The sequence below is a fragment of the Streptomyces pimonensis genome (genome assembly GCF_041380215.1).
In the GTDB taxonomy this organism is placed as follows: domain Bacteria; phylum Actinomycetota; class Actinomycetes; order Streptomycetales; family Streptomycetaceae; genus Streptomyces; species Streptomyces pimonensis.
The window spans coordinates 269,487-288,993 of sequence record NZ_JAHWZY010000001.1; the positions used below are offsets into that span (position 1 = coordinate 269,487).

At 68.5% G+C, this 19,507-nt stretch carries 25 protein-coding genes; 23 read left to right on the top strand and 2 right to left on the bottom strand.

Annotated features, from left to right (window positions below):
• The first annotated feature begins 35 nt into the window (after positions 1-35).
• From fusA to KYY02_RS01320, 3 genes are all read left to right on the top strand, one after another.
• The gene (gene fusA, locus KYY02_RS01310; RefSeq protein WP_371235505.1) at positions 36-2,162 is read left to right on the top strand and encodes an elongation factor G; all 2,127 of its coding nucleotides are present in this window, start codon (positions 36-38) and stop codon (positions 2,160-2,162) included.
• Between the two features lie 168 nt (positions 2,163-2,330).
• The gene (tuf, locus tag KYY02_RS01315; RefSeq protein ID WP_030823490.1) at positions 2,331-3,524 is read left to right on the top strand and encodes an elongation factor Tu; all 1,194 of its coding nucleotides are present in this window, start codon (positions 2,331-2,333) and stop codon (positions 3,522-3,524) included.
• A 188-nt stretch (positions 3,525-3,712) separates the two neighbouring features.
• On the top strand, positions 3,713-4,624 hold the full coding sequence (locus KYY02_RS01320; protein WP_371235506.1) for an RpnC/YadD family protein: 912 nt from the start codon (positions 3,713-3,715) through the stop codon (positions 4,622-4,624).
• A 218-nt stretch (positions 4,625-4,842) separates the two neighbouring features.
• Here the strand turns inward: KYY02_RS01320 and KYY02_RS01325 are convergent, their stop codons facing one another.
• The gene (locus KYY02_RS01325; RefSeq protein ID WP_371235507.1) at positions 4,843-5,664 is read right to left on the bottom strand and encodes an SAM-dependent methyltransferase; all 822 of its coding nucleotides are present in this window, start codon (positions 5,662-5,664) and stop codon (positions 4,843-4,845) included.
• A gap of 695 nt (positions 5,665-6,359) precedes the next feature.
• On the opposite strand from KYY02_RS01325, the gene gdhA reads away from it, so the two are divergent.
• Positions 6,360-7,718, top strand: a complete 1,359-nt coding sequence (gene gdhA, locus KYY02_RS01330; RefSeq protein WP_371235508.1) for an NADP-specific glutamate dehydrogenase — start codon at positions 6,360-6,362, stop codon at positions 7,716-7,718.
• An 18-nt stretch (positions 7,719-7,736) separates the two neighbouring features.
• On the opposite strand, the gene KYY02_RS01335 is transcribed toward gdhA, so the two are convergent.
• The gene (locus KYY02_RS01335) at positions 7,737-8,504 is read right to left on the bottom strand and encodes a YqjF family protein (RefSeq protein ID WP_371235509.1); all 768 of its coding nucleotides are present in this window, start codon (positions 8,502-8,504) and stop codon (positions 7,737-7,739) included.
• Between the two features lie 1,843 nt (positions 8,505-10,347).
• On the opposite strand from KYY02_RS01335, the gene rpsJ reads away from it, so the two are divergent.
• The 19 genes from rpsJ (at position 10,348) to rpsE (ending at position 19,507) form a co-directional block, all read left to right on the top strand.
• Positions 10,348-10,656: a 30S ribosomal protein S10 gene (gene rpsJ, locus KYY02_RS01340; RefSeq protein WP_003948644.1), complete on the top strand. Its 309-nt coding sequence runs from the start codon at positions 10,348-10,350 to the stop codon at positions 10,654-10,656.
• 17 nt (positions 10,657-10,673) lie between these two features.
• Positions 10,674-11,318, top strand: a complete 645-nt coding sequence (rplC, locus tag KYY02_RS01345) for a 50S ribosomal protein L3 (RefSeq protein WP_371235510.1) — start codon at positions 10,674-10,676, stop codon at positions 11,316-11,318.
• An 8-nt stretch (positions 11,319-11,326) separates the two neighbouring features.
• Positions 11,327-11,986 carry a 50S ribosomal protein L4 gene (gene rplD / locus KYY02_RS01350; RefSeq protein ID WP_371235511.1) on the top strand — a complete coding sequence of 220 codons (660 nt, stop codon included), beginning with the start codon at positions 11,327-11,329 and terminating at the stop codon, positions 11,984-11,986.
• The gene (rplW, locus tag KYY02_RS01355) at positions 11,986-12,405 is read left to right on the top strand and encodes a 50S ribosomal protein L23 (RefSeq protein ID WP_030220990.1); all 420 of its coding nucleotides are present in this window, start codon (positions 11,986-11,988) and stop codon (positions 12,403-12,405) included. The genes rplD and rplW overlap by 1 nt, the downstream gene beginning before the upstream one ends.
• 38 nt (positions 12,406-12,443) lie before the next feature.
• A complete protein-coding gene (gene rplB / locus KYY02_RS01360; protein WP_004927281.1) occupies positions 12,444-13,280 on the top strand; it encodes a 50S ribosomal protein L2 in 837 nt (278 codons plus the stop codon).
• Between the two features lie 12 nt (positions 13,281-13,292).
• Positions 13,293-13,574, top strand: coding sequence for a 30S ribosomal protein S19 (gene rpsS, locus KYY02_RS01365; protein WP_108954814.1), 282 nt, complete (start codon positions 13,293-13,295; stop codon positions 13,572-13,574).
• 42 nt (positions 13,575-13,616) lie between these two features.
• Positions 13,617-13,964: a 50S ribosomal protein L22 gene (rplV, locus tag KYY02_RS01370; protein ID WP_006130776.1), complete on the top strand. Its 348-nt coding sequence runs from the start codon at positions 13,617-13,619 to the stop codon at positions 13,962-13,964.
• Positions 13,964-14,791: a 30S ribosomal protein S3 gene (gene rpsC / locus KYY02_RS01375; RefSeq protein ID WP_004927271.1), complete on the top strand. Its 828-nt coding sequence runs from the start codon at positions 13,964-13,966 to the stop codon at positions 14,789-14,791. The genes rplV and rpsC overlap by 1 nt, the downstream gene beginning before the upstream one ends.
• Before the next feature lie 5 nt (positions 14,792-14,796).
• Positions 14,797-15,216: a 50S ribosomal protein L16 gene (rplP, locus tag KYY02_RS01380; protein ID WP_007443989.1), complete on the top strand. Its 420-nt coding sequence runs from the start codon at positions 14,797-14,799 to the stop codon at positions 15,214-15,216.
• Positions 15,216-15,440 (top strand): 50S ribosomal protein L29, encoded by a 225-nt coding sequence (gene rpmC, locus KYY02_RS01385; protein ID WP_007494763.1) that lies wholly within the window; start codon positions 15,216-15,218, stop codon positions 15,438-15,440. Before rplP ends, rpmC begins: the two co-directional genes overlap by 1 nt.
• Positions 15,437-15,724 (top strand): 30S ribosomal protein S17, encoded by a 288-nt coding sequence (gene rpsQ, locus KYY02_RS01390; RefSeq protein WP_004927263.1) that lies wholly within the window; start codon positions 15,437-15,439, stop codon positions 15,722-15,724. Before rpmC ends, rpsQ begins: the two co-directional genes overlap by 4 nt.
• 130 nt (positions 15,725-15,854) lie before the next feature.
• Entirely contained in the window at positions 15,855-16,223 is a 369-nt protein-coding gene (rplN, locus tag KYY02_RS01395) for a 50S ribosomal protein L14 (RefSeq protein WP_003998823.1), read from the top strand.
• A gap of 2 nt (positions 16,224-16,225) precedes the next feature.
• Entirely contained in the window at positions 16,226-16,549 is a 324-nt protein-coding gene (gene rplX, locus KYY02_RS01400; protein ID WP_371235512.1) for a 50S ribosomal protein L24, read from the top strand.
• Positions 16,549-17,106 carry a 50S ribosomal protein L5 gene (gene rplE / locus KYY02_RS01405; RefSeq protein ID WP_014674377.1) on the top strand — a complete coding sequence of 186 codons (558 nt, stop codon included), beginning with the start codon at positions 16,549-16,551 and terminating at the stop codon, positions 17,104-17,106. Before rplX ends, rplE begins: the two co-directional genes overlap by 1 nt.
• A 5-nt stretch (positions 17,107-17,111) precedes the next feature.
• Complete coding sequence (locus tag KYY02_RS01410; RefSeq protein ID WP_003948630.1) at positions 17,112-17,297, top strand: type Z 30S ribosomal protein S14; 186 nt, start codon at positions 17,112-17,114, stop codon at positions 17,295-17,297.
• A 213-nt stretch (positions 17,298-17,510) separates the two neighbouring features.
• Positions 17,511-17,909 carry a 30S ribosomal protein S8 gene (gene rpsH, locus KYY02_RS01415; RefSeq protein WP_030831671.1) on the top strand — a complete coding sequence of 133 codons (399 nt, stop codon included), beginning with the start codon at positions 17,511-17,513 and terminating at the stop codon, positions 17,907-17,909.
• Positions 17,910-17,933: 24 nt separating this feature from the next.
• Positions 17,934-18,473, top strand: a complete 540-nt coding sequence (gene rplF / locus KYY02_RS01420) for a 50S ribosomal protein L6 (RefSeq protein ID WP_371235513.1) — start codon at positions 17,934-17,936, stop codon at positions 18,471-18,473.
• A gap of 3 nt (positions 18,474-18,476) precedes the next feature.
• Complete coding sequence (gene rplR / locus KYY02_RS01425; protein ID WP_030831668.1) at positions 18,477-18,860, top strand: 50S ribosomal protein L18; 384 nt, start codon at positions 18,477-18,479, stop codon at positions 18,858-18,860.
• Between the two features lie 41 nt (positions 18,861-18,901).
• Positions 18,902-19,507: a 30S ribosomal protein S5 gene (rpsE, locus tag KYY02_RS01430; RefSeq protein ID WP_030831667.1), complete on the top strand. Its 606-nt coding sequence runs from the start codon at positions 18,902-18,904 to the stop codon at positions 19,505-19,507.

Here is a 19,507-nt window from a genome sequence, read left to right on the forward strand (position 1 = left end):
TACCCACATCGAGACCGAGAGAAGACTGAAGCCTTATGGCTACCACTTCACTTGACCTGGCCAAGGTCCGCAACATCGGGATCATGGCCCACATCGACGCGGGCAAGACGACCACCACCGAGCGGATCCTGTTCTACACCGGTGTGTCGTACAAGATCGGTGAGGTCCACGACGGCGCCGCCACCATGGACTGGATGGAGCAGGAGCAGGAGCGTGGCATCACGATCACGTCTGCTGCCACCACCTGCCACTGGCCGCTCGAGGACAACGACTACACGATCAACATCATCGACACCCCCGGGCACGTCGACTTCACCGTCGAGGTGGAGCGTTCCCTGCGTGTGCTCGACGGTGCCGTGACCGTGTTCGACGGTGTCGCCGGTGTCGAGCCCCAGTCCGAGACGGTGTGGCGTCAGGCCGACCGCTACGGCGTCCCGCGCATCTGCTTCGTCAACAAGCTGGACCGTACCGGCGCCGAGTTCCACCGCTGCGTGGACATGATCTCGGACCGGCTGGGCGCCCAGCCGCTCGTCATGCAGCTCCCGATCGGTGCCGAGGCCGACTTCCAGGGCGTCGTGGACCTGGTCCGCATGAAGGCGCTCGTGTGGTCCGCCGAGGCGGCCAAGGGCGAGATGTACGACGTCGTCGACATCCCGGCCACGCACACCGAGGCCGCCGAGGAGTGGCGGGGCAAGCTGGTCGAGGCCGTCGCCGAGAACGACGAAGAGATCATGGAGCTGTACCTGGAGGGCCAGGAGCCCACCGAGGAGCAGCTGTACGCCGCGATCCGTCGCATCACCATCGCCTCCGGCAAGTCCAGCGACACCACGGTCACCCCGGTGTTCTGCGGTACCGCGTTCAAGAACAAGGGCGTCCAGCCCCTGCTCGACGCGGTCGTGCGCTACCTGCCGACCCCGCTCGACGTCGAGGCCATCGAGGGTCACGACCCGAAGGACGCCGAGACCGTCGTCAGGCGCAAGCCGTCCGAGGACGAGCCGCTCGCCGCGCTCGCCTTCAAGATCATGAGCGACCCGCACCTCGGCAAGCTCACCTTCGTCCGGGTCTACTCGGGCCGCCTGGAGTCCGGCACCGCCGTGCTGAACTCCGTCAAGGGCAAGAAGGAGCGCATCGGCAAGATCTACCGCATGCACGCCAACAAGCGTGAGGAGATCGAGTCGGTGGGCGCCGGCGACATCGTCGCCGTCATGGGCCTGAAGCAGACCACCACCGGTGAGACGCTGTCCGACGACAAGAACCCGGTCATCCTGGAGTCCATGGACTTCCCGGCACCGGTCATCCAGGTCGCCATCGAGCCCAAGTCGAAGGGCGACCAGGAGAAGCTGGGCGTCGCGATCCAGCGTCTGGCCGAGGAGGACCCGTCCTTCCAGGTCCACTCGGACGAGGAGACGGGCCAGACCATCATCGGCGGCATGGGCGAGCTGCACCTCGAGGTGCTGGTCGACCGTATGCGCCGTGAGTTCAAGGTCGAGGCCAACGTCGGCAAGCCCCAGGTCGCCTACCGCGAGACGATCCGCAAGGCCGTCGAGCGCGTGGACTACACCCACAAGAAGCAGACCGGTGGTACCGGTCAGTTCGCCAAGGTGCAGATCGCGATCGAGCCGATCGAGGGCGGCGACGCCAGTTACGAGTTCGTGAACAAGGTCACCGGTGGCCGCATCCCGAAGGAGTACATCCCTTCGGTGGACGCCGGTGCGCAGGAGGCCATGCAGTTCGGCATCCTGGCCGGCTACGAGATGACGGGCGTCCGCGTCACGCTCATCGACGGCGGCTACCACGAGGTCGACTCCTCCGAACTCGCGTTCAAGATCGCCGGTTCGCAGGCCTTCAAGGAGGCCGCGCGCAAGGCTTCGCCCGTGCTCCTGGAGCCGATGATGGCCGTCGAGGTCACCACGCCCGAGGACTACATGGGTGAGGTCATCGGCGACATCAACTCCCGCCGTGGCCAGATCCAGGCCATGGAGGAGCGGGCCGGTGCCCGCGTCGTGAAGGGTCTCGTACCCCTCTCGGAGATGTTCGGCTACGTCGGCGACCTGCGAAGCAAGACGTCCGGCCGCGCCAGCTACTCCATGCAGTTCGACTCCTACGCCGAGGTTCCGCGGAACGTCGCCGAGGAGATCATCGCGAAGGCCAAGGGCGAGTAAGGGACTCCGTTCCACGGACTCCGTTCGCACGCTTTAGGCTTGACCCCGGAGCCTGCAAGTGGGCATTCCGTCGCAACCCGGCGGAATGCCCCGGGTCCGGGTTTCCCAGCAAAGATCACCTGGCGCCGATGAGTAAGGCGTACCAGAACCACTCTCAGGAGGACCCCCGTGGCGAAGGCGAAGTTCGAGCGGACTAAGCCGCACGTCAACATCGGCACCATCGGTCACATCGACCACGGTAAGACGACCCTCACGGCCGCCATTACCAAGGTGCTGCACGACGCGTACCCGGACCTGAACGAGGCCTCGGCCTTCGACCAGATCGACAAGGCTCCCGAGGAGCGCCAGCGCGGTATCACCATCTCCATCGCGCACGTCGAGTACCAGACCGAGACGCGTCACTACGCCCACGTCGACTGCCCCGGTCACGCGGACTACATCAAGAACATGATCACGGGTGCGGCGCAGATGGACGGCGCCATCCTCGTGGTCGCCGCCACCGACGGCCCGATGCCGCAGACCAAGGAGCACGTGCTCCTGGCCCGCCAGGTCGGCGTTCCGTACATCGTCGTCGCCCTGAACAAGGCCGACATGGTGGACGACGAGGAGATCCTGGAGCTCGTCGAGCTCGAGGTCCGTGAGCTGCTCTCCGAGTACGAGTTCCCGGGCGACGACGTTCCGGTCGTCAAGGTCTCCGCGCTGAAGGCCCTCGAGGGCGACAAGGAGTGGGGCAACTCCGTCCTCGAGCTGATGAAGGCCGTGGACGAGTCCATCCCGCAGCCCGAGCGTGACGTCGACAAGCCGTTCCTGATGCCGATCGAGGACGTCTTCACCATCACCGGTCGCGGTACGGTCGTCACCGGCCGCATCGAGCGTGGTGTCCTCAAGGTCAACGAGACCGTCGACATCATCGGCATCAAGACCGAGAAGACCACCACCACGGTCACCGGTATCGAGATGTTCCGCAAGCTGCTCGACGAGGGCCAGGCCGGTGAGAACGTCGGTCTGCTGCTCCGCGGCATCAAGCGCGAGGACGTCGAGCGCGGCCAGGTCATCATCAAGCCCGGTTCGGTCACCCCGCACACCGAGTTCGAGGCCCAGGCCTACATCCTGTCGAAGGACGAGGGTGGCCGTCACACCCCCTTCTTCAACAACTACCGCCCGCAGTTCTACTTCCGTACGACGGACGTGACCGGCGTCGTGACCCTCCCCGAGGGCACCGAGATGGTCATGCCGGGTGACAACACCGAGATGAAGGTGGAGCTCATCCAGCCCGTCGCCATGGAGGAGGGCCTGAAGTTCGCCATCCGTGAGGGTGGCCGGACCGTGGGCGCCGGCCAGGTCACCAAGATCAACAAGTGAGCTTGCTGATCTGACCCGGTAGCTCCTGCCGCGAGCACCTGAGAGGGCCCGCACGACTTCGGTCGTGCGGGCCCTTTCGCCTGTGCGGCACTCTCGGGCGTCACCGCGGTGCCGATCAGGTCGCTCGGTCGCGTGAACGGTGCCGCATATGTGCATGGCTTATGCCGCTGCGCCCGTAGGTTCGCCGCATGGTCAGCTCATCCCATGAGGCCCTGCACCGGATCTTCCAGCAGGAACCGGGCCTCTTCGCACGCGTCACCAGGAACCTCGGCGTCGCCTTCCCCCCACCCGTGTCCGCCTCCGAACTCTCCACCGACCTCACGGAGACCCGGCCGCTGGAGCGGCGGGTGGACACGTTGCTGCGCATGGACACCGAGGACGGCAGTTTCGTCCTGGCCGTCGAGTCGCAGAGCAAGCCGAGCCGGCACAAGCCGGCCAGCTGGGCCTACTACCTCTCCCACGTGTACGCCAAGTACCGCGTTCCGCCGGTGCTCCTCGTCGTGTGCCCGGACCGGAAGGCGGCTGCCTGGGCGGCCCAGCAGTTCGACATCGGCCCACGCCAGTGGCCCTCGCTCACACTGCGGCCCCTGGTTCTGGGGCCCGACGACCTGCCGGTGATCGACAGTCCCGACGAAGCAGCTCGTGACATCCCGCTCACGATCCTGTCGGCGGCACTTCACCGTTGCGAGCCGGAGGCCGATGCCATACTGAATGCGCTGGCAAAGGCACTGAAAGGCCTGTCGGCCGACGACGAGAACACCGCAGGCACCTTCATCGAACTCATGGAACAAGGCCTCGGCATGACGCCGGCCGCGGATCTCTGGAGGCATCTCATGGCCGTCGACCTCTCGTTCTTCCAGTCGCAGACCGCCCAGCAGCTCCGGGCCGAGGGCCGGGCCGAGGGCCGGGCCGAGGGTGAGGCGAAGGCCCTTCTGCGTCTGCTGGGTCACCGGAGCGTCGAGGTCAGCGAAGAGGACCGGGAGCGGATCGCCGGCTGCGGTGACCCCGACGTACTGGACCTGTGGTTCACGAGGGCCCTCACCGCGACGTCGACGGCGGAGATCTTCGCGCCGGCCGGGGGAGCCGGGACCGCGGACTGACGGACCTTTCCTGGTTCCGGTCGCGGACGGCTCAGCGGTTCCGGGCGGAGGGTCGAGTGGAAGGCCGGGCGGAGGCACGGGCCGGGGCGGGCCCGGGAGGACGGCTGTGCGGGAAGGGCCGCAGGCACCGGAAGGGCTGAGGACGCCCCCCGGAGACCCCGGGACCGGCCGCGCACGACCGGTCCGGGGACGGTCCTCCTCCCGGCGTCCGGCGGAGCTCACACCTTGCGGGCCACCGTCACGTATGCCCCGCTGTGGACACCCTCCTGCCCGGGGACCGGCTCACCGAGCTCCGGGTGCCACTCCTCGGCCGCCACGATGCCGGGGTCGACGACCTCCAGCCCTTCGAAGAACCGGGCGAACCGGTCCCGGCTGCGCATGTCCATGGTGAGCCCGCCCGCCCGGTACAGGTCGGTCACCTTCTTCGACGCCTCCTCCGGGTGGAAGTCGGGCGTGAGGTGGGACATGACCAGGTAGCTGCCGGGTGCCAGCGCCTCCTTGAGCCGCTCCACCAGCTCGTACGCCCCGTCCTCGTCGCCGATGAAGTGCAGCAGCGCGATCAGGGAGAGCGCGACCGGCCGCTCGAAGTCCAGCGTCCTGCGGGCCCGTTCGACGATCGCGGCGGTGTCGCGGGCGTCCGCCTGCACGTAGTCGACGGCCCCCTCGGGAGTGCCCCGCAGCAGCGCCTCGGCGTGGACCAGGACGATCGGGTCGTTGTCGCAGTACACGACCCGTGCGTCGGCGGCGACCTCCTGAGCCACCTGGTGCAGGTTCGGCTCCGTCGGGATGCCCGTCCCGATGTCGAGGAACTGGCGCACCCCCTGGCCGGCCACCCAGCGGGTGGCACGGTGCATGAACGCCCGGTTCATCCGCGCCATGACCGGAATGGGCGGCGCGAACGCCACGAGCTGCCTGCCCAGCTCCTCGTCCACCGGGTAGTTGTCCTTGCCGCCGAGGAACCAGTCGTACATCCGCGCGGGATGCGGCTTGCCGGTGTCGATCCGTATGGGAGCGTCCATGCCGGAGTCCTGCTGATCCACGTCGATTCCCCTCGGCTCGCCGGTCAGTCGGCCTTCTCAGTTTGTGACCGTCACGATAGCCAGAACCGGTCCGGCGGCGCTCCCGCCCCCGGTGCCCCGCGAGTTTCCCCGGTACCAGGGCGTCCCCCACGCCGGACGCGCGGAAGTACGGTGCGACGTGCACCGGCACGCCGACCTCCTCCAGCAGCGTCCGTGCGGGCCCGGGCAGCCGCACCCCGTACGCGCCGGCCGTACCGAACCGGCGCAGGCCGTCCCGGCCGAAGTGAGCGAGGGCCGGATCCGGAGCGGACGTCGACAAGGAAGCGCCTCACCCGGCTGACGGGCGAACGACGCCTCGACGACAGGCGGCGGGACGCCTCAGGCGGCCACGCGCCGCGGGGACGGCCTCCCGAGGACACGGAGAGGGTCCGGTGACCCAGGAGGACCCGGGTCCGACTCCCCCGAGGGGCGCACACCCGCTCCCGATCGCATACGGGGAGTGGGACGCTGCGGCGTTCCGTGTTCCGTGCGGGGGTCTCAGATGGCGGACAATCGGACGAGCCTCTTGCCGTTCCGGTTTACACAGGGGTAACACTGGAAAGCTGGCCGCCTTGGGCGATCGCCCCCAACCGGCCGCTGTCCTGCGCGCGGCAACGGCGCCGAGCGCCCATCACCGGTCACCGTATCGGTGTCAGCCGCGCCAGAAAGGGACCCTCGTGACCTCACGACCCGACCCCAAGACCTCGCTCGACCTGCTCCGTGCCGAGATCGAGCGCCGCAACCCGGCGGAGCCCGAGTTCCACCAGGCCGCACGCGAAGTGCTGGACACCCTCGCCCCGGTGCTCGCCGCGCGCCCCGAGTACGCCGAGCCGGGGCTCGTCGCGCGGCTGGTCGAGCCGGAGCGGCAGATCATGTTCCGGGTGCCGTGGCAGGACGACCAGGGCCGGGTCCACGTCAACCGGGGCTTCCGGATCGAATACAACAGCGCCCTCGGCCCCTACAAGGGCGGCCTGCGCTTCCACCCCTCCGTGAACCTCGGGATCATCAAGTTCCTCGGCTTCGAGCAGATCTTCAAGAACGCCCTGACCGGCCTCGGCATCGGCGGCGGCAAGGGCGGCAGCGACTTCGACCCGCAGGGCCGCAGCGACGCGGAGGTCATGCGCTTCTGCCAGTCCTTCATGACCGAGCTGTACCGGCACATCGGTGAGTACACCGACATTCCGGCCGGCGACATCGGCGTCGGCGCCCGCGAGATCGGCTACCTCTTCGGCCAGTACCGGCGGATCACCAACCGCTGGGAGGGCGGCGTGCTGACCGGCAAGAGCGCCGGCTGGGGCGGCTCGCTGATCCGCCCGGAGGCGACCGGGTACGGCAACGTGCTGTTCGCGGAGGCCATGCTGCGCGCCCGCGGCGAGGACCTGGAGGGGCAGACCGTGGTCGTCTCCGGCTCCGGCAACGTCGCGATCTACACCATCCAGAAACTGGCCGCCCTCGGCGCCAACCCGGTGACCTGCTCCGACTCCAGCGGCTACGTCGTCGACGAGAAGGGCATCGACCTGGAGCTGCTGCGCCAGATCAAGGAGGTCGAGCGCGGCCGGGTGAGCGCGTACGCGGAGCGCAGGGGTGCCTCCGCGCGGTTCGTGCCCGGCGGGCGGGTCTGGGAGGTCCCGGCGGACGTCGCCCTGCCGTCGGCGACCCAGAACGAGCTGAACGCCGTGGACGCCGACATCCTCATCCGCAACGGCGTGAAGGCGGTCTCCGAGGGCGCGAACATGCCGACCACGCCGGAGGCCGTGCAGCTGTTCCAGCGGGCCGGCGTCGCCTTCGGCCCCGGCAAGGCGGCCAATGCGGGCGGTGTCGCGGTCAGCGCGCTGGAGATGACGCAGAACGCGTCGCGCACGTCGTGGAAGGCCGACCAGGTCGAGAACGAGCTGGCCCGCATCATGGCCGACATCCACACCACCTGCGCCGAGACCGCCGAGCGCTACGGTGCCCCCGGCGACTACGTGACCGGTGCGAACATCGCCGGCTTCGAGCGGGTGGCGGACGCGATGCTCGCGCAGGGCGTCATCTGACGCACCCGCCTCGCACCGTCAGGGTGTGGGGATGCCGGCCGGACGGGCCGGGGGGCCGAAGCGGGCGGGGACGCCCGGTGAGTACAGCACGCTCACCGGCTCCCCGGCCGGCCTCGGCAGCCCGGCCGCGGCGACCAGGTCCTCCTCGCACTCCAGCAGCTCGGCCCGGTGCAGGGGCCAGCGCGGATGGGCGTTGGGCAGGTACATCGACCGCCCGAAGAAGGCGCCGTGCATGCCCCAGCGGGCGGTGAGGAAGTGCTCCAGCCCGGTCGGCTCCTCGATCGGCTCGCCCCTGCGTACGGTGATACGTCCGCCGGCGCCCCGCGGCCCGGGCCAGCGCCGGCTGCTGGTGTACGTCACCGTGCCGCCGTCGAGGTGCTCCACCCGCATCCGGGACCAGAGGTACGGCATCCGGAACCCCAGCCTGCCGACCGCCACCGGGATCAGCCGGGAGGCGTCCAGGGAGAGGAAGACGACCCCGCGCCGCCCGTGCGCGTCCACCGAGTACAGGCGGACGTTGGTCTCCGGGAAGTTCCCGAGGTACGGGACGCCCGGCAGGCGCAGCCACCCCACCCGGTGCATCCGGAACGCGACGAGACCGACGTACGTGACACCGTCCAGGGTGTCGGGCACGGTGCCCGGCGGCAGCAGGAGCGCCACGTCGGCAGGATCCACCGCCCAGTGCACGAAGGTCAGGTCCAGCCACGACTGGGTGAGCAGCGGACGCGCGATCGCCTCCGGCGGGTCGGGCGTGATGGGCTGCGGGGACGGCGGTGTCGACGGCACCGCGCCAGTATCCCGGAGGGCTCGGACAGCCCCGTACGCCGCGACGTGCCCCCACACGGCCCGGCCGAGCGCGGGACGCCTCGGGAAGGCCGGAACCATGCGGGAGACACCCCTCGACGCCCTCGCCCGCGCACACCTGGAACGCGCCGCCACCGCCCCCGACGGCCGCGGCGACACCACCGGCCACGGCGGCCCCGGGCACACTCTGCGCCAGACCCTCCTCGCACTGACCGCCGGCACCGCCCCCGCCGAGCACGACGGCCCCGGCGGGGCCTCTCCTGGTCCCGCGCGGCCGCGTCCGTCCCACCAGGGGCGCCACCGACCGGGAGGGGCGCACGGGCGACCTGATCGTCATCCCTCCCGCCCGGCACGGCCCGGAGGCCCCGGAGGACGCGGCGCTGCTGCTCACGGTCGCCGAACGGGGCCGAGCGCTCCGCCGGGAGGTACGGCGACGTGCCGTCGGTCGTCCGCGGCCCCGTCGCGGCCGGTCGCGCCCCGCGTGGCGGAGTCGCACACGAGTACAGTCCGCGTCCCTCCAGGCGCAGTCGGACCGCGGTGGACTTCGCCGCTCCCGCTCGCCTCCACCCGCCGCGGCCTCCGGTCCCGGCTCCTTAAGCACGAGTGCAGCGGAGAGCGGGACGGCTGGTTCGCCAACGACCCGGTGGACGGCATGCTCGGCGTCATGAGCCGGGACCCCGCCGCCGCGGCGGACCGCCTCGGCTCCGACGAACGCATGAAGTACCTCATGCGGGAGCGGGACTGGGAGGTCACCCTGCACGAGCGGGAGGGGGCCGAGGCGAGCACGTACACACTCGGTGTGGACGGTGACAGCCGCGCGGGCTTCGGCGCCGCCCTGCAGGCCGCGGCGACCGGTGTCGACCCGTCGGACGAGAACGCCCGCTACGTCGCGCACACCGAGGTGAAGAAGGCGGGGGATTCCCGGCGGAAGGCCACACCGTCGGCATCCCCGAGGCCGGTCCGGCCCCGCGGCGTACGGCACCGTGGACCGGGGGCCGCGGGGCGTGCGCAAGGAGAAGGGGAGGGCACGGCCAAGAGACTGCGGGCGATCGGCGACGAGCCGTCCCGGCGGTTCCGGGGGCGCGCCGACGTCGTACGGACCTTGCTGGTGACACTGCCGTCGGGCGGTACCCGTTGCGACTCGGGCCGCCCGGAACGGCGAAGTCCGAGATGGTGCGGGAACCCGCGGGCCGGACCCGCCGCCCCGGGAACGGGCGCGGGTCCGGGTCCGTCGCCGGCATGCGAAGCGGACCCCCGGCGGCACCGGCGAGCGGCTCGCCGGACACCCGGCCCGCCCTGCGACGGCGACGTCCGCGAACCCGCGTGGGGACGGTGCCGGGGAGGCCGCCGGTGCAACGGCTCCTCCGGTTCCGTACCGGTGGAGCGCCCCGGCCCCGGCCGGCCGCCGCGCCGCTTCAGGGGCGTCCGCGTTTGATCCCCGTCACTTACGGGGTAATCTCTTCCGCTCGATTGGCCAGCCCCGGTCCCCGTGTGGCAGACTGTCCGAGTTGCTCGGTCGAGTGTTGATGCTGCGCGCCTCCCGCCGGGAGGACCGGAAGCGAGTCCCACAGTACTCGTCGTTCCTGATCAGGAACGGACGTACGGGAATCTTCCGGGAAGCGTTGCGCGGCGCCGGCCAGGCGCCCGGTGGGCCTTTCGCCCCCGGTCCATGGTTCGGGTAGGGCCGTGTCAATCCCGCGGGGATGTTCGAACAAGGGACATTCATGTCGACGGGAGTGCGACACACCCGACCGCGTGGGTCGGAGGACGAGCCCTGGAGCATCGGGTTCCGGAGCGTAAAGAGAGACAGGACTACGAAGTAGCCATGGCGGGACAGAAGATCCGCATCCGGCTCAAGGCCTACGACCACGAGGTCATCGACTCCTCGGCGAAGAAGATCGTCGAGACGGTGACCCGCACTGGTGCGTCGGTCGCGGGCCCGGTGCCGCTGCCCACTGAGAAGAACGTGTACTGCGTCATCAAGTCGCCGCACAAGTACAAGGACTCGCGCGAGCACTTCGAGATGCGCACGCACAAGCGCCTGATCGACATCCTCGACCCCACCCCCAAGACCGTTGACTCTCTGATGCGACTCGACCTCCCGGCCGGTGTCGACATCGAGATCAAGCTCTGAGGCCGGTGATCTGAGAGATGGCAAAGCAGATCAAGGGCATCCTGGGCGAGAAGCTCGGCATGACGCAGGTGTGGGACGAGAACAACCGTGTTGTTCCGGTCACCGTCGTCAAGGCCGGCCCCAACGTCGTCACCCAGGTCCGTACGAACGATGCCGACGGCTACGAGTCGGTCCAGATCGCCTTCGGCGAGATCGACCCGCGCAAGGTGAACAAGCCCCTCAAGGGTCACTTCGCCAAGGCCGACGTCACCCCCCGTCGTCACCTCGTCGAGATCCGCACCGCGGACGCCTCCGAGTACACGCTGGGCCAGGAAGTCACCGCCGAGGTGTTCGAGGCCGGCGTGAAGGTCGACGTGACCGGCAAGAGCAAGGGCAAGGGCTTCGCCGGTGTCATGAAGCGTCACAACTTCAAGGGCCTCGGCGCCGGACACGGCACCCAGCGCAAGCACCGCTCGCCCGGTTCCATCGGTGGCTGCGCCACCCCGGGTCGTGTGTTCAAGGGCCTGCGCATGGCGGGTCGCATGGGCAACGAGCGGGTCACCACCCAGAACCTGACCGTCCACGCCGTTGACGCGGAGAAGGGTCTGCTGCTCATCAAGGGCGCGGTTCCCGGTCCGAACGGCGGCCTCGTCCTGGTCCGCACCGCGGCCAAGGGGGCCTGAGGTAACCGATGAGCACTGTTGACATCCTTTCGCCGGCGGGCGACAAGGCCGGTACCGTCGAGCTCCCCGCGGAGATCTTCGACGTTGAGAAGGTCAGCATCCCGCTGATCCACCAGGTCGTCGTCGCGCAGCTGGCCGCTGCCCGCCAGGGCACCCACAAGACCAAGACCCGCGGTGAAGTCCGTGGTGGCGGCAAGAAGCCGTACCGCCAGAAGGGCACCGGTCGCGCCCGTCAGGGTTCGACCCGCGCACCGCAGTTCGCCGGTGGTGGCGTCGTGCACGGTCCCGTGCCGCGCGACTACTCCCAGCGCACCCCCAAGAAGATGAAGGCTGCCGCCCTGCGTCACGCCCTCACCGACCGGGCGCGCCACAACCGCATTCACGTCGTCTCCGGCGTGATCGAGGGCGAGACCCCCTCCACGAAGGCCGCCAGGACGCTGTTCGGCAAGATCTCGGAGCGCAAGAACCTGCTCCTGGTCGTCGACCGCGCCGACGAGGCCGCGTGGCTGTCCGCCCGCAACCTGCCCCAGGTCCACATCCTGGAGCCGGGCCAGCTGAACACGTACGACGTTCTCGTCTCGGACGACGTGGTCTTCACCAAGGCCGCTTTCGAGTCCTTCGTCGCCGGCCCGAACAAGGCCAACGACAACGAAGGGAGCGAGGTCTGATGGCTGCCCGTCACCCCTCGATCGCCTCGAAGGCCGCCAAGGCGGCCAAGGCCGCCCGCGTCGCCAAGGCGCGCCGCCACGAGGCCGAAGGCAAGAACACCGTCGTCACCCCGGCGAGCAAGGCGTTCACGGACCCCCGTGACGTCCTGCTGAAGCCGGTCGTGTCCGAGAAGAGCTACGCGCTCATCGACGAGAACAAGTACACGTTCATCGTCGCGCCGGGCTCCAACAAGACCCAGATCAAGGAGGCCGTCCAGGCGGTCTTCGAGGTCAAGGTCACCGGGGTCAACACGATCAACCGCGTCGGCAAGCGCAAGCGCACCCGCACCGGCTTCGGCCAGCGCGCGGCGACCAAGCGCGCGATCGTGACCCTCGCCGAGGGCGACCGTATCGACATCTTCGGCGGTCCGACCGCGTAAGCGGTCAGGATCGTCCGATATCGGACGAGGACTGAGAAATGGGTATCCGCAAGTACAAGCCGACGACTCCGGGCCGTCGTGGCTCCAGCGTCGCCGACTTCGTCGAGGTCACGCGGTCCACGCCGGAGAAGTCGCTGGTCCGTCCCCTGCACAGCAAGGGCGGCCGTAACAATTCCGGTCGTGTGACCGTCCGCCACCAGGGCGGTGGCCACAAGCGCGCCTACCGCGTGATCGACTTCCGTCGTCACGACAAGGACGGCGTGCCGGCGAAGGTCGCGCACATCGAGTACGACCCCAACCGCACCGCGCGCATCGCGCTGCTGCACTACGCCGACGGCGAGAAGCGCTACATCCTCGCCCCGCGCAACCTGCAGCAGGGCGACCGCGTCGAGAACGGTCCCGGGGCCGACATCAAGCCGGGCAACAACCTGGCCCTCCGCAACATCCCGGTCGGTACCACGATCCACGCGATCGAGCTCCGTCCCGGTGGCGGCGCCAAGTTCGCCCGCTCCGCCGGCGCCTCCGTGCAGCTGCTCGCGAAGGAGGGCTCGATGGCCCACCTCCGCATGCCGTCCGGAGAGATCCGTCTGGTCGACCAGCGCTGCCGCGCCACGGTCGGCGAGGTCGGCAACGCCGAGCAGTCCAACATCAACTGGGGCAAGGCCGGCCGTAAGCGGTGGCTGGGCGTCCGCCCGACCGTCCGTGGTGTCGTCATGAACCCGGTCGACCACCCGCACGGTGGTGGTGAGGGCCGGACCTCCGGTGGCCGCCACCCCGTGTCCCCGTGGGGCAAGAAGGAAGGCCGTACTCGTTCGCCCAAGAAGGCGTCGAACAAGTACATCGTCCGCCGCCGCAAGACGAACAAGAAGCGCTAAGGACGGGTTGAGATGCCTCGTAGCTTGAAGAAGGGACCCTTCGTCGACGACCACCTGATGAAGAAGGTGGACGTCCAGAACGAAGCCGGTACCAAGAACGTCATCAAGACCTGGTCCCGTCGCTCGATGATCGTCCCGGCGATGCTGGGCCACACGATCGCGGTGCACAACGGCAAGACCCACATCCCGGTGTTTGTCACCGAGTCCATGGTCGGCCACAAGCTCGGCGAGTTCTCGCCGACGCGCACCTTCCGGGGTCACGTCAAGGACGACCGGAAGTCGAAGCGCCGCTAGTCAGCGGGGTGAATGACCATGACAAACACTGAAGGGACAACCATGGAAGCCAGGGCCCAGGCGCGGTACATCCGCGTCACGCCCATGAAGGCCCGCCGCGTGGTGGACCTCATCCGTGGCATGGACGCCACGGAGGCTCAGGCGGTCCTGCGTTTCGCCCCGCAGGCCGCGAGCGTGCCGGTCGGCAAGGTGCTGGACAGCGCCATTGCCAACGCCGCGCACAACTACGACCACACCGATGTCGACAGCCTCTTCATCTCCGAGGCCTACGTCGACGAGGGCCCGACCCTGAAGCGGTTCCGTCCGCGCGCCCAGGGCCGCGCCTACCGGATCCGCAAGCGGACCAGCCACATCACCGTGGTCGTCAGCAGCAAGGAAGGAACCCGGTAATGGGCCAGAAGGTTAACCCGCATGGGTTCCGGCTCGGTGTCACGACCGACTTCAAGTCGCGTTGGTACGCCGACAAGCTGTACAAGGACTACGTCAAGGAAGACGTCGCCATCCGTCGGATGATGACGTCCGGCATGGAGCGCGCCGGCATCTCCAAGGTCGAGATCGAGCGCACCCGTGACCGCGTGCGTGTGGACATCCACACCGCTCGTCCGGGCATCGTCATCGGCCGCCGCGGCGCCGAGGCCGACCGCATCCGCGGCGACCTCGAAAAGCTCACCGGCAAGCAGGTCCAGCTGAACATCCTCGAGGTCAAGAACCCCGAGACGGACGCTCAGCTCGTGGCCCAGGCCGTCGCCGAGCAGCTCTCCTCCCGTGTCTCCTTCCGCCGTGCCATGCGCAAGAGCATGCAGTCGGCGATGAAGGCGGGCGCCAAGGGCATCAAGATCCAGTGCGGTGGCCGCCTCGGTGGCGCCGAGATGTCCCGCTCGGAGTTCTACCGCGAGGGCCGTGTGCCCCTGCACACGCTCCGCGCGAACGTGGACTACGGCTTCTTCGAGGCCAAGACGACCTTCGGCCGCATCGGCGTGAAGGTCTGGATCTACAAGGGCGACGTCAAGAACATCGCCGAGGTCCGCGCCGAGAACGCCGCCGCCCGTGCCGGCAACCGCCCGGCCCGTGGTGGCGCTGACCGCCCGGCCCGTGGTGGCCGCGGTGGCGAGCGTGGCGGTCGCGGCCGCAAGCCGCAGCAGGCTCCCGCTGCCGAGGCCCCCAAGGCCGAGGCTCCGGCTGCCGCTCCGGCTGAGAGCACCGGAACGGAGGCCTGACCGACATGCTGATCCCCCGTAGGGTCAAGCACCGCAAGCAGCACCACCCGAAGCGCCGTGGTATGGCCAAGGGTGGTACGACCGTCGCGTTCGGCGAGTACGGCATCCAGGCCCTCACGCCGGCGTACGTGACCAACCGCCAGATCGAGGCGGCCCGTATCGCGATGACCCGCCACATCAAGCGTGGCGGCAAGGTCTGGATCAACATCTACCCGGACCGCCCGCTCACGAAGAAGCCGGCCGAGACCCGCATGGGTTCCGGTAAGGGTTCGCCGGAGTGGTGGATCGCGAACGTGCACCCGGGTCGGGTCATGTTCGAGCTGTCCTACCCCAACGAGAAGATCGCCCGTGAGGCGCTGACCCGTGCGGCCCACAAGCTGCCGATGAAGTGCCGGATCGTCAAGCGCGAGGCAGGTGAAGCGTGATGTCGGCCGGTACCAAGGCGTCCGAGCTGCGCGAGCTGGGCAACGAGGAGCTTCTCGCGAAGCTCCGCGAGGCCAAGGAAGAGCTGTTCAACCTCCGTTTCCAGGCGGCGACCGGTCAGCTCGAGAACCACGGTCGGCTGAAGGCCGTCCGTAAGGACATCGCGCGGATCTACACCCTGATGCGCGAGCGCGAGCTGGGCATCGAAACGGTGGAGAACGCATGAGCGAGAACAACGTGACTGAGACGAACACCGAGGCTCGGGGCGACCGCAAGACCCGTGAGGGCATCGTCGTCAGCGACAAGATGGACAAGACCGTCGTCGTCGCCGTCGAGGACCGCAAGAAGCACGCGCTGTACGGCAAGGTCATCCGCAGCACGAGCAAGCTCAAGGCCCACGACGAGCAGAACGCCGCCGGCGTCGGCGACCGCGTCCTCCTGATGGAGACCCGGCCGCTGTCCGCGACGAAGCACTGGCGCATCGTCGAGATCCTCGAGAAGGCCAAGTAGGTAATTCCCGTAAGGGAATTCCCAAAAGTACGTTCCTGCTAGGCATCCCTCGCAGGACAGTTCCGCCAGGCTCCGGGGGCCGTTCAGCCGAACGGCCCCCGGGGAACCGGCAGACAAACAGGAGATAGACGTGATCCAGCAGGAGTCGCGACTGCGCGTCGCCGACAACACGGGGGCGAAGGAAATCCTTTGCATCCGTGTGCTCGGTGGCTCCGGTCGCCGCTACGCGGGCATCGGTGACGTCATCGTCGCCACCGTCAAGGACGCGATCCCCGGTGGCAACGTGAAGAAGGGTGACGTCGTCAAGGCGGTCATCGTTCGCACCGTCAAGGAGCGCCGCCGTCCGGACGGCTCGTACATCCGCTTCGACGAGAACGCCGCCGTCATTCTGAAGAACGACGGCGACCCTCGCGGCACCCGTATTTTCGGCCCCGTGGGCCGTGAGCTGCGCGAGAAGAAGTTCATGAAGATCATCTCCCTCGCGCCGGAGGTGCTGTGAGCATGAAGATCAAAAAGGGCGACCTGGTCCAGGTCATCACCGGCAAGGACAAGGGAAAGCAGGGCAAGGTCATTGCCGCTTACCCGCGCCAGCAGCGTGTCCTGGTCGAGGGTGTCAACCGGGTCAAGAAGCACACCAAGGCCGGCCCGACCGCCAGCGGTTCGCAGGCCGGCGGCATCGTGACCACCGAGGCCCCGGTCCACGTCTCCAACGTCCAGCTGGTCGTGGAGAAGGACGGCAAGAAGGTCGTCACGCGCGTCGGTTACCGCTTCGACGACGAGGGCAACAAGATCCGCGTTGCCAAGCGGACGGGTGAGGACATCTGATGGCTACCACCACCACTCCGCGTCTGAAGACGAAGTACCGCGAGGAGATCGCGGGCAAGCTGCGTGACGAGTTCAAGTACGAGAACGTCATGCAGGTTCCCGGCCTCGTCAAGATCGTGGTCAACATGGGTGTGGGCGACGCCGCCCGCGACTCCAAGCTGATCGAGGGCGCCATCCGCGACCTCACCACGATCACCGGTCAGAAGCCGGCCGTCACCAAGGCCCGCAAGTCCATCGCGCAGTTCAAGCTGCGTGAGGGTCAGCCGATCGGTGCCCACGTCACGCTCCGCGGTGACCGCATGTGGGAGTTCCTGGACCGCACCCTGTCGCTCGCGCTGCCGCGCATCCGTGACTTCCGCGGTCTGTCCCCCAAGCAGTTCGACGGCCGTGGCAACTACACCTTCGGTCTCACGGAGCAGGTCATGTTCCACGAGATCGACCAGGACAAGATCGACCGTGTCCGGGGTATGGACATCACCGTGGTCACCACGGCGACCAACGACGAAGAGGGCCGTGCCCTTCTCCGTCACCTCGGCTTCCCGTTCAAGGAGGCGTGAGCGAGATGGCGAAGAAGGCTCTCATCGCGAAGGCTGCTCGCAAGCCCAAGTTCGGAGTGCGCGGCTACACCCGCTGCCAGCGCTGCGGCCGTCCGCACTCCGTGTACCGCAAGTTCGGCCTGTGCCGCGTGTGCCTTCGTGAGATGGCTCACCGTGGCGAGCTGCCGGGCGTGACCAAGAGCTCCTGGTAGTCCGGGTAATTCCGGACCCCCAGGACTCTCGGTAAGCAAGGGGAACGGCGGGAGGCCCGCTCCGCATGGCTTAGGCTTGCGGGGTTGGGCACCTGCCGTGCCCCAGACGACTTACTACGCCGTAGGTCCACCGCGCCGCACCCGTCCCGTCTCGGATCGGGGAGAGGGATGGCGCACCAGGAAACCCCGGCGAGAGAGGCCGAAGGCCAATTCATGACCATGACTGATCCGATCGCAGACATGCTCACGCGTCTGCGGAACGCGAACTCGGCGTACCACGACTCCGTGGCGATGCCGCACTCGAAGATCAAGTCGCACATCGCGGAGATCCTCCAGCAGGAGGGCTTCATCACGGGCTGGAAGACCGAGGACGCCGAGGTCGGCAAGAACCTCGTCCTCGAGCTGAAGTTCGGCCCGAACCGTGAGCGCTCCATCGCGGGCATCAAGCGGATCTCCAAGCCCGGTCTCCGGGTGTACGCGAAGTCCACCAACCTGCCGAAGGTGCTGGGCGGCCTCGGCGTGGCGATCATCTCCACGTCGCACGGGCTCCTCACCGACAAGCAGGCCGGCAAGAAGGGCGTGGGTGGGGAAGTCCTCGCCTACGTCTGGTAGCGGAAGGGAACGGAGGAAACAGCTATGTCGCGCATCGGCAAGCTCCCCATCGCGGTTCCCGCCGGCGTGGACGTCACCATCGACGGCCGTACGGTCTCGGTCAAGGGCCCCAAGGGCACACTGACCCACACCGTCGTGGCGCCGATCGAGATCGTCAAGGGTGAGGACGGCGTGCTGAACGTCACCCGCCCCAACGACGAGCGTCAGAACAAGGCCCTGCACGGCCTGTCCCGCACGCTGGTGGCGAACATGATCACCGGCGTGACCCAGGGTTACGTGAAGAAGCTCGAGATCAGCGGTGTCGGTTACCGCGTTGTCGCCAAGGGTTCGAACCTGGAGTTCTCCCTCGGCTACAGCCACCCGATCACGGTCGAGGCGCCCGAGGGCATCACCTTCAAGGTCGAGGCCCCGACCCGTTTCTCGGTCGAGGGCATCGACAAGCAGAAGGTCGGCGAGGTTGCGGCCAACATCCGCAAGCTGCGCAAGCCCGACCCGTACAAGGCCAAGGGCGTCAAGTACGAGGGCGAAGTCATCCGCCGCAAGGTCGGAAAGGCGGGTAAGTAAGCCATGGCATACGGGCAGAAGATCCTCAAGGGCGACGCCTACAAGCGTGCTGCTATCAAGCGTCGTCACATCCGGATCCGCAAGAAGGTCGCCGGCACCGCCGAGCGTCCTCGCCTGGTCGTGACCCGTTCCAACCGCCACATCGTGGCGCAGGTGATCGACGACCTGAAGGGCCACACCCTGGCGTCGGCGTCCACCCTGGACGCGTCGGTCCGGGGCGGCGAGGGCGACAAGTCCACGCAGGCCAAGCAGGTCGGCGCCCTGGTCGCCGAGCGCGCCAAGGCCGCCGGTGTCGAGGCCGTCGTGTTCGACCGTGGTGGCAACCAGTACGCCGGGCGCATCGCCGCCCTGGCGGACGCCGCCCGCGAAGCCGGACTGAAGTTCTGAGCCGGTTCCGTAGCTAGCGGAAACAGAGAGAGGTAATTCCAATGGCTGGACCCCAGCGCCGCGGTGGCGGTGCCGGTGGCGGCGAGCGGCGGGACCGGAAGGGCCGTGACGGCGGCGCAGCTGCCGCCGAGAAGACCGCGTACGTTGAGCGCGTCGTCGCGATCAACCGCGTCGCCAAGGTTGTGAAGGGTGGTCGTCGCTTCAGCTTCACCGCGCTGGTCGTGGTGGGCGACGGTGACGGCACCGTGGGTGTCGGATACGGCAAGGCCAAGGAGGTGCCGGCCGCCATCGCCAAGGGCGTTGAGGAGGCCAAGAAGCACTTCTTCAAGGTCCCCCGCATCCAGGGCACCATCCCGCACCCCATCCAGGGTGAGAAGGCTGCCGGCGTCGTGCTGCTCAAGCCCGCGTCGCCCGGTACCGGTGTGATCGCCGGTGGTCCGGTGCGTGCCGTGCTCGAGTGCGCCGGTATCCACGACGTGCTGTCGAAGTCGCTCGGCTCCGACAACCAGATCAACATCGTGCACGCGACCGTGGCGGCCCTCAAGGGCCTGCAGCGTCCCGAGGAGATCGCGGCCCGCCGTGGTCTGCCCCTCGAGGACGTCGCTCCCGCGGCTCTTCTCCGTGCGCGTGCCGGGGCGGGTGTGTGA

Bases quoted from the DNA above. Each gene is read 5' to 3' on its own strand.
- fusA (WP_371235505.1), top strand. From the start codon at position 36: ATGGCTACCACTTCACTTGACCTGGCCAAGGTCCGCAACATCGGGATC.
- KYY02_RS01320 (WP_371235506.1), top strand. From the start codon at position 3,713: ATGGTCAGCTCATCCCATGAGGCCCTGCACCGGATCTTCCAGCAGGAA.
- rpsJ (WP_003948644.1), top strand. From the start codon at position 10,348: ATGGCGGGACAGAAGATCCGCATCCGGCTCAAGGCCTACGACCACGAG.
- rplC (WP_371235510.1), top strand. From the start codon at position 10,674: ATGGCAAAGCAGATCAAGGGCATCCTGGGCGAGAAGCTCGGCATGACG.
- rplD (WP_371235511.1), top strand. From the start codon at position 11,327: ATGAGCACTGTTGACATCCTTTCGCCGGCGGGCGACAAGGCCGGTACC.
- rplW (WP_030220990.1), top strand. From the start codon at position 11,986: ATGGCTGCCCGTCACCCCTCGATCGCCTCGAAGGCCGCCAAGGCGGCC.
- rplB (WP_004927281.1), top strand. From the start codon at position 12,444: ATGGGTATCCGCAAGTACAAGCCGACGACTCCGGGCCGTCGTGGCTCC.
- rpsS (WP_108954814.1), top strand. From the start codon at position 13,293: ATGCCTCGTAGCTTGAAGAAGGGACCCTTCGTCGACGACCACCTGATG.
- rplV (WP_006130776.1), top strand. From the start codon at position 13,617: ATGGAAGCCAGGGCCCAGGCGCGGTACATCCGCGTCACGCCCATGAAG.
- rpsC (WP_004927271.1), top strand. From the start codon at position 13,964: ATGGGCCAGAAGGTTAACCCGCATGGGTTCCGGCTCGGTGTCACGACC.
- rplP (WP_007443989.1), top strand. From the start codon at position 14,797: ATGCTGATCCCCCGTAGGGTCAAGCACCGCAAGCAGCACCACCCGAAG.
- rpmC (WP_007494763.1), top strand. From the start codon at position 15,216: ATGTCGGCCGGTACCAAGGCGTCCGAGCTGCGCGAGCTGGGCAACGAG.
- rpsQ (WP_004927263.1), top strand. From the start codon at position 15,437: ATGAGCGAGAACAACGTGACTGAGACGAACACCGAGGCTCGGGGCGAC.
- rplX (WP_371235512.1), top strand. From the start codon at position 16,226: ATGAAGATCAAAAAGGGCGACCTGGTCCAGGTCATCACCGGCAAGGAC.
- rplE (WP_014674377.1), top strand. From the start codon at position 16,549: ATGGCTACCACCACCACTCCGCGTCTGAAGACGAAGTACCGCGAGGAG.
- KYY02_RS01410 (WP_003948630.1), top strand. From the start codon at position 17,112: ATGGCGAAGAAGGCTCTCATCGCGAAGGCTGCTCGCAAGCCCAAGTTC.
- rpsH (WP_030831671.1), top strand. From the start codon at position 17,511: ATGACCATGACTGATCCGATCGCAGACATGCTCACGCGTCTGCGGAAC.
- rplF (WP_371235513.1), top strand. From the start codon at position 17,934: ATGTCGCGCATCGGCAAGCTCCCCATCGCGGTTCCCGCCGGCGTGGAC.
- rplR (WP_030831668.1), top strand. From the start codon at position 18,477: ATGGCATACGGGCAGAAGATCCTCAAGGGCGACGCCTACAAGCGTGCT.
- rpsE (WP_030831667.1), top strand. From the start codon at position 18,902: ATGGCTGGACCCCAGCGCCGCGGTGGCGGTGCCGGTGGCGGCGAGCGG.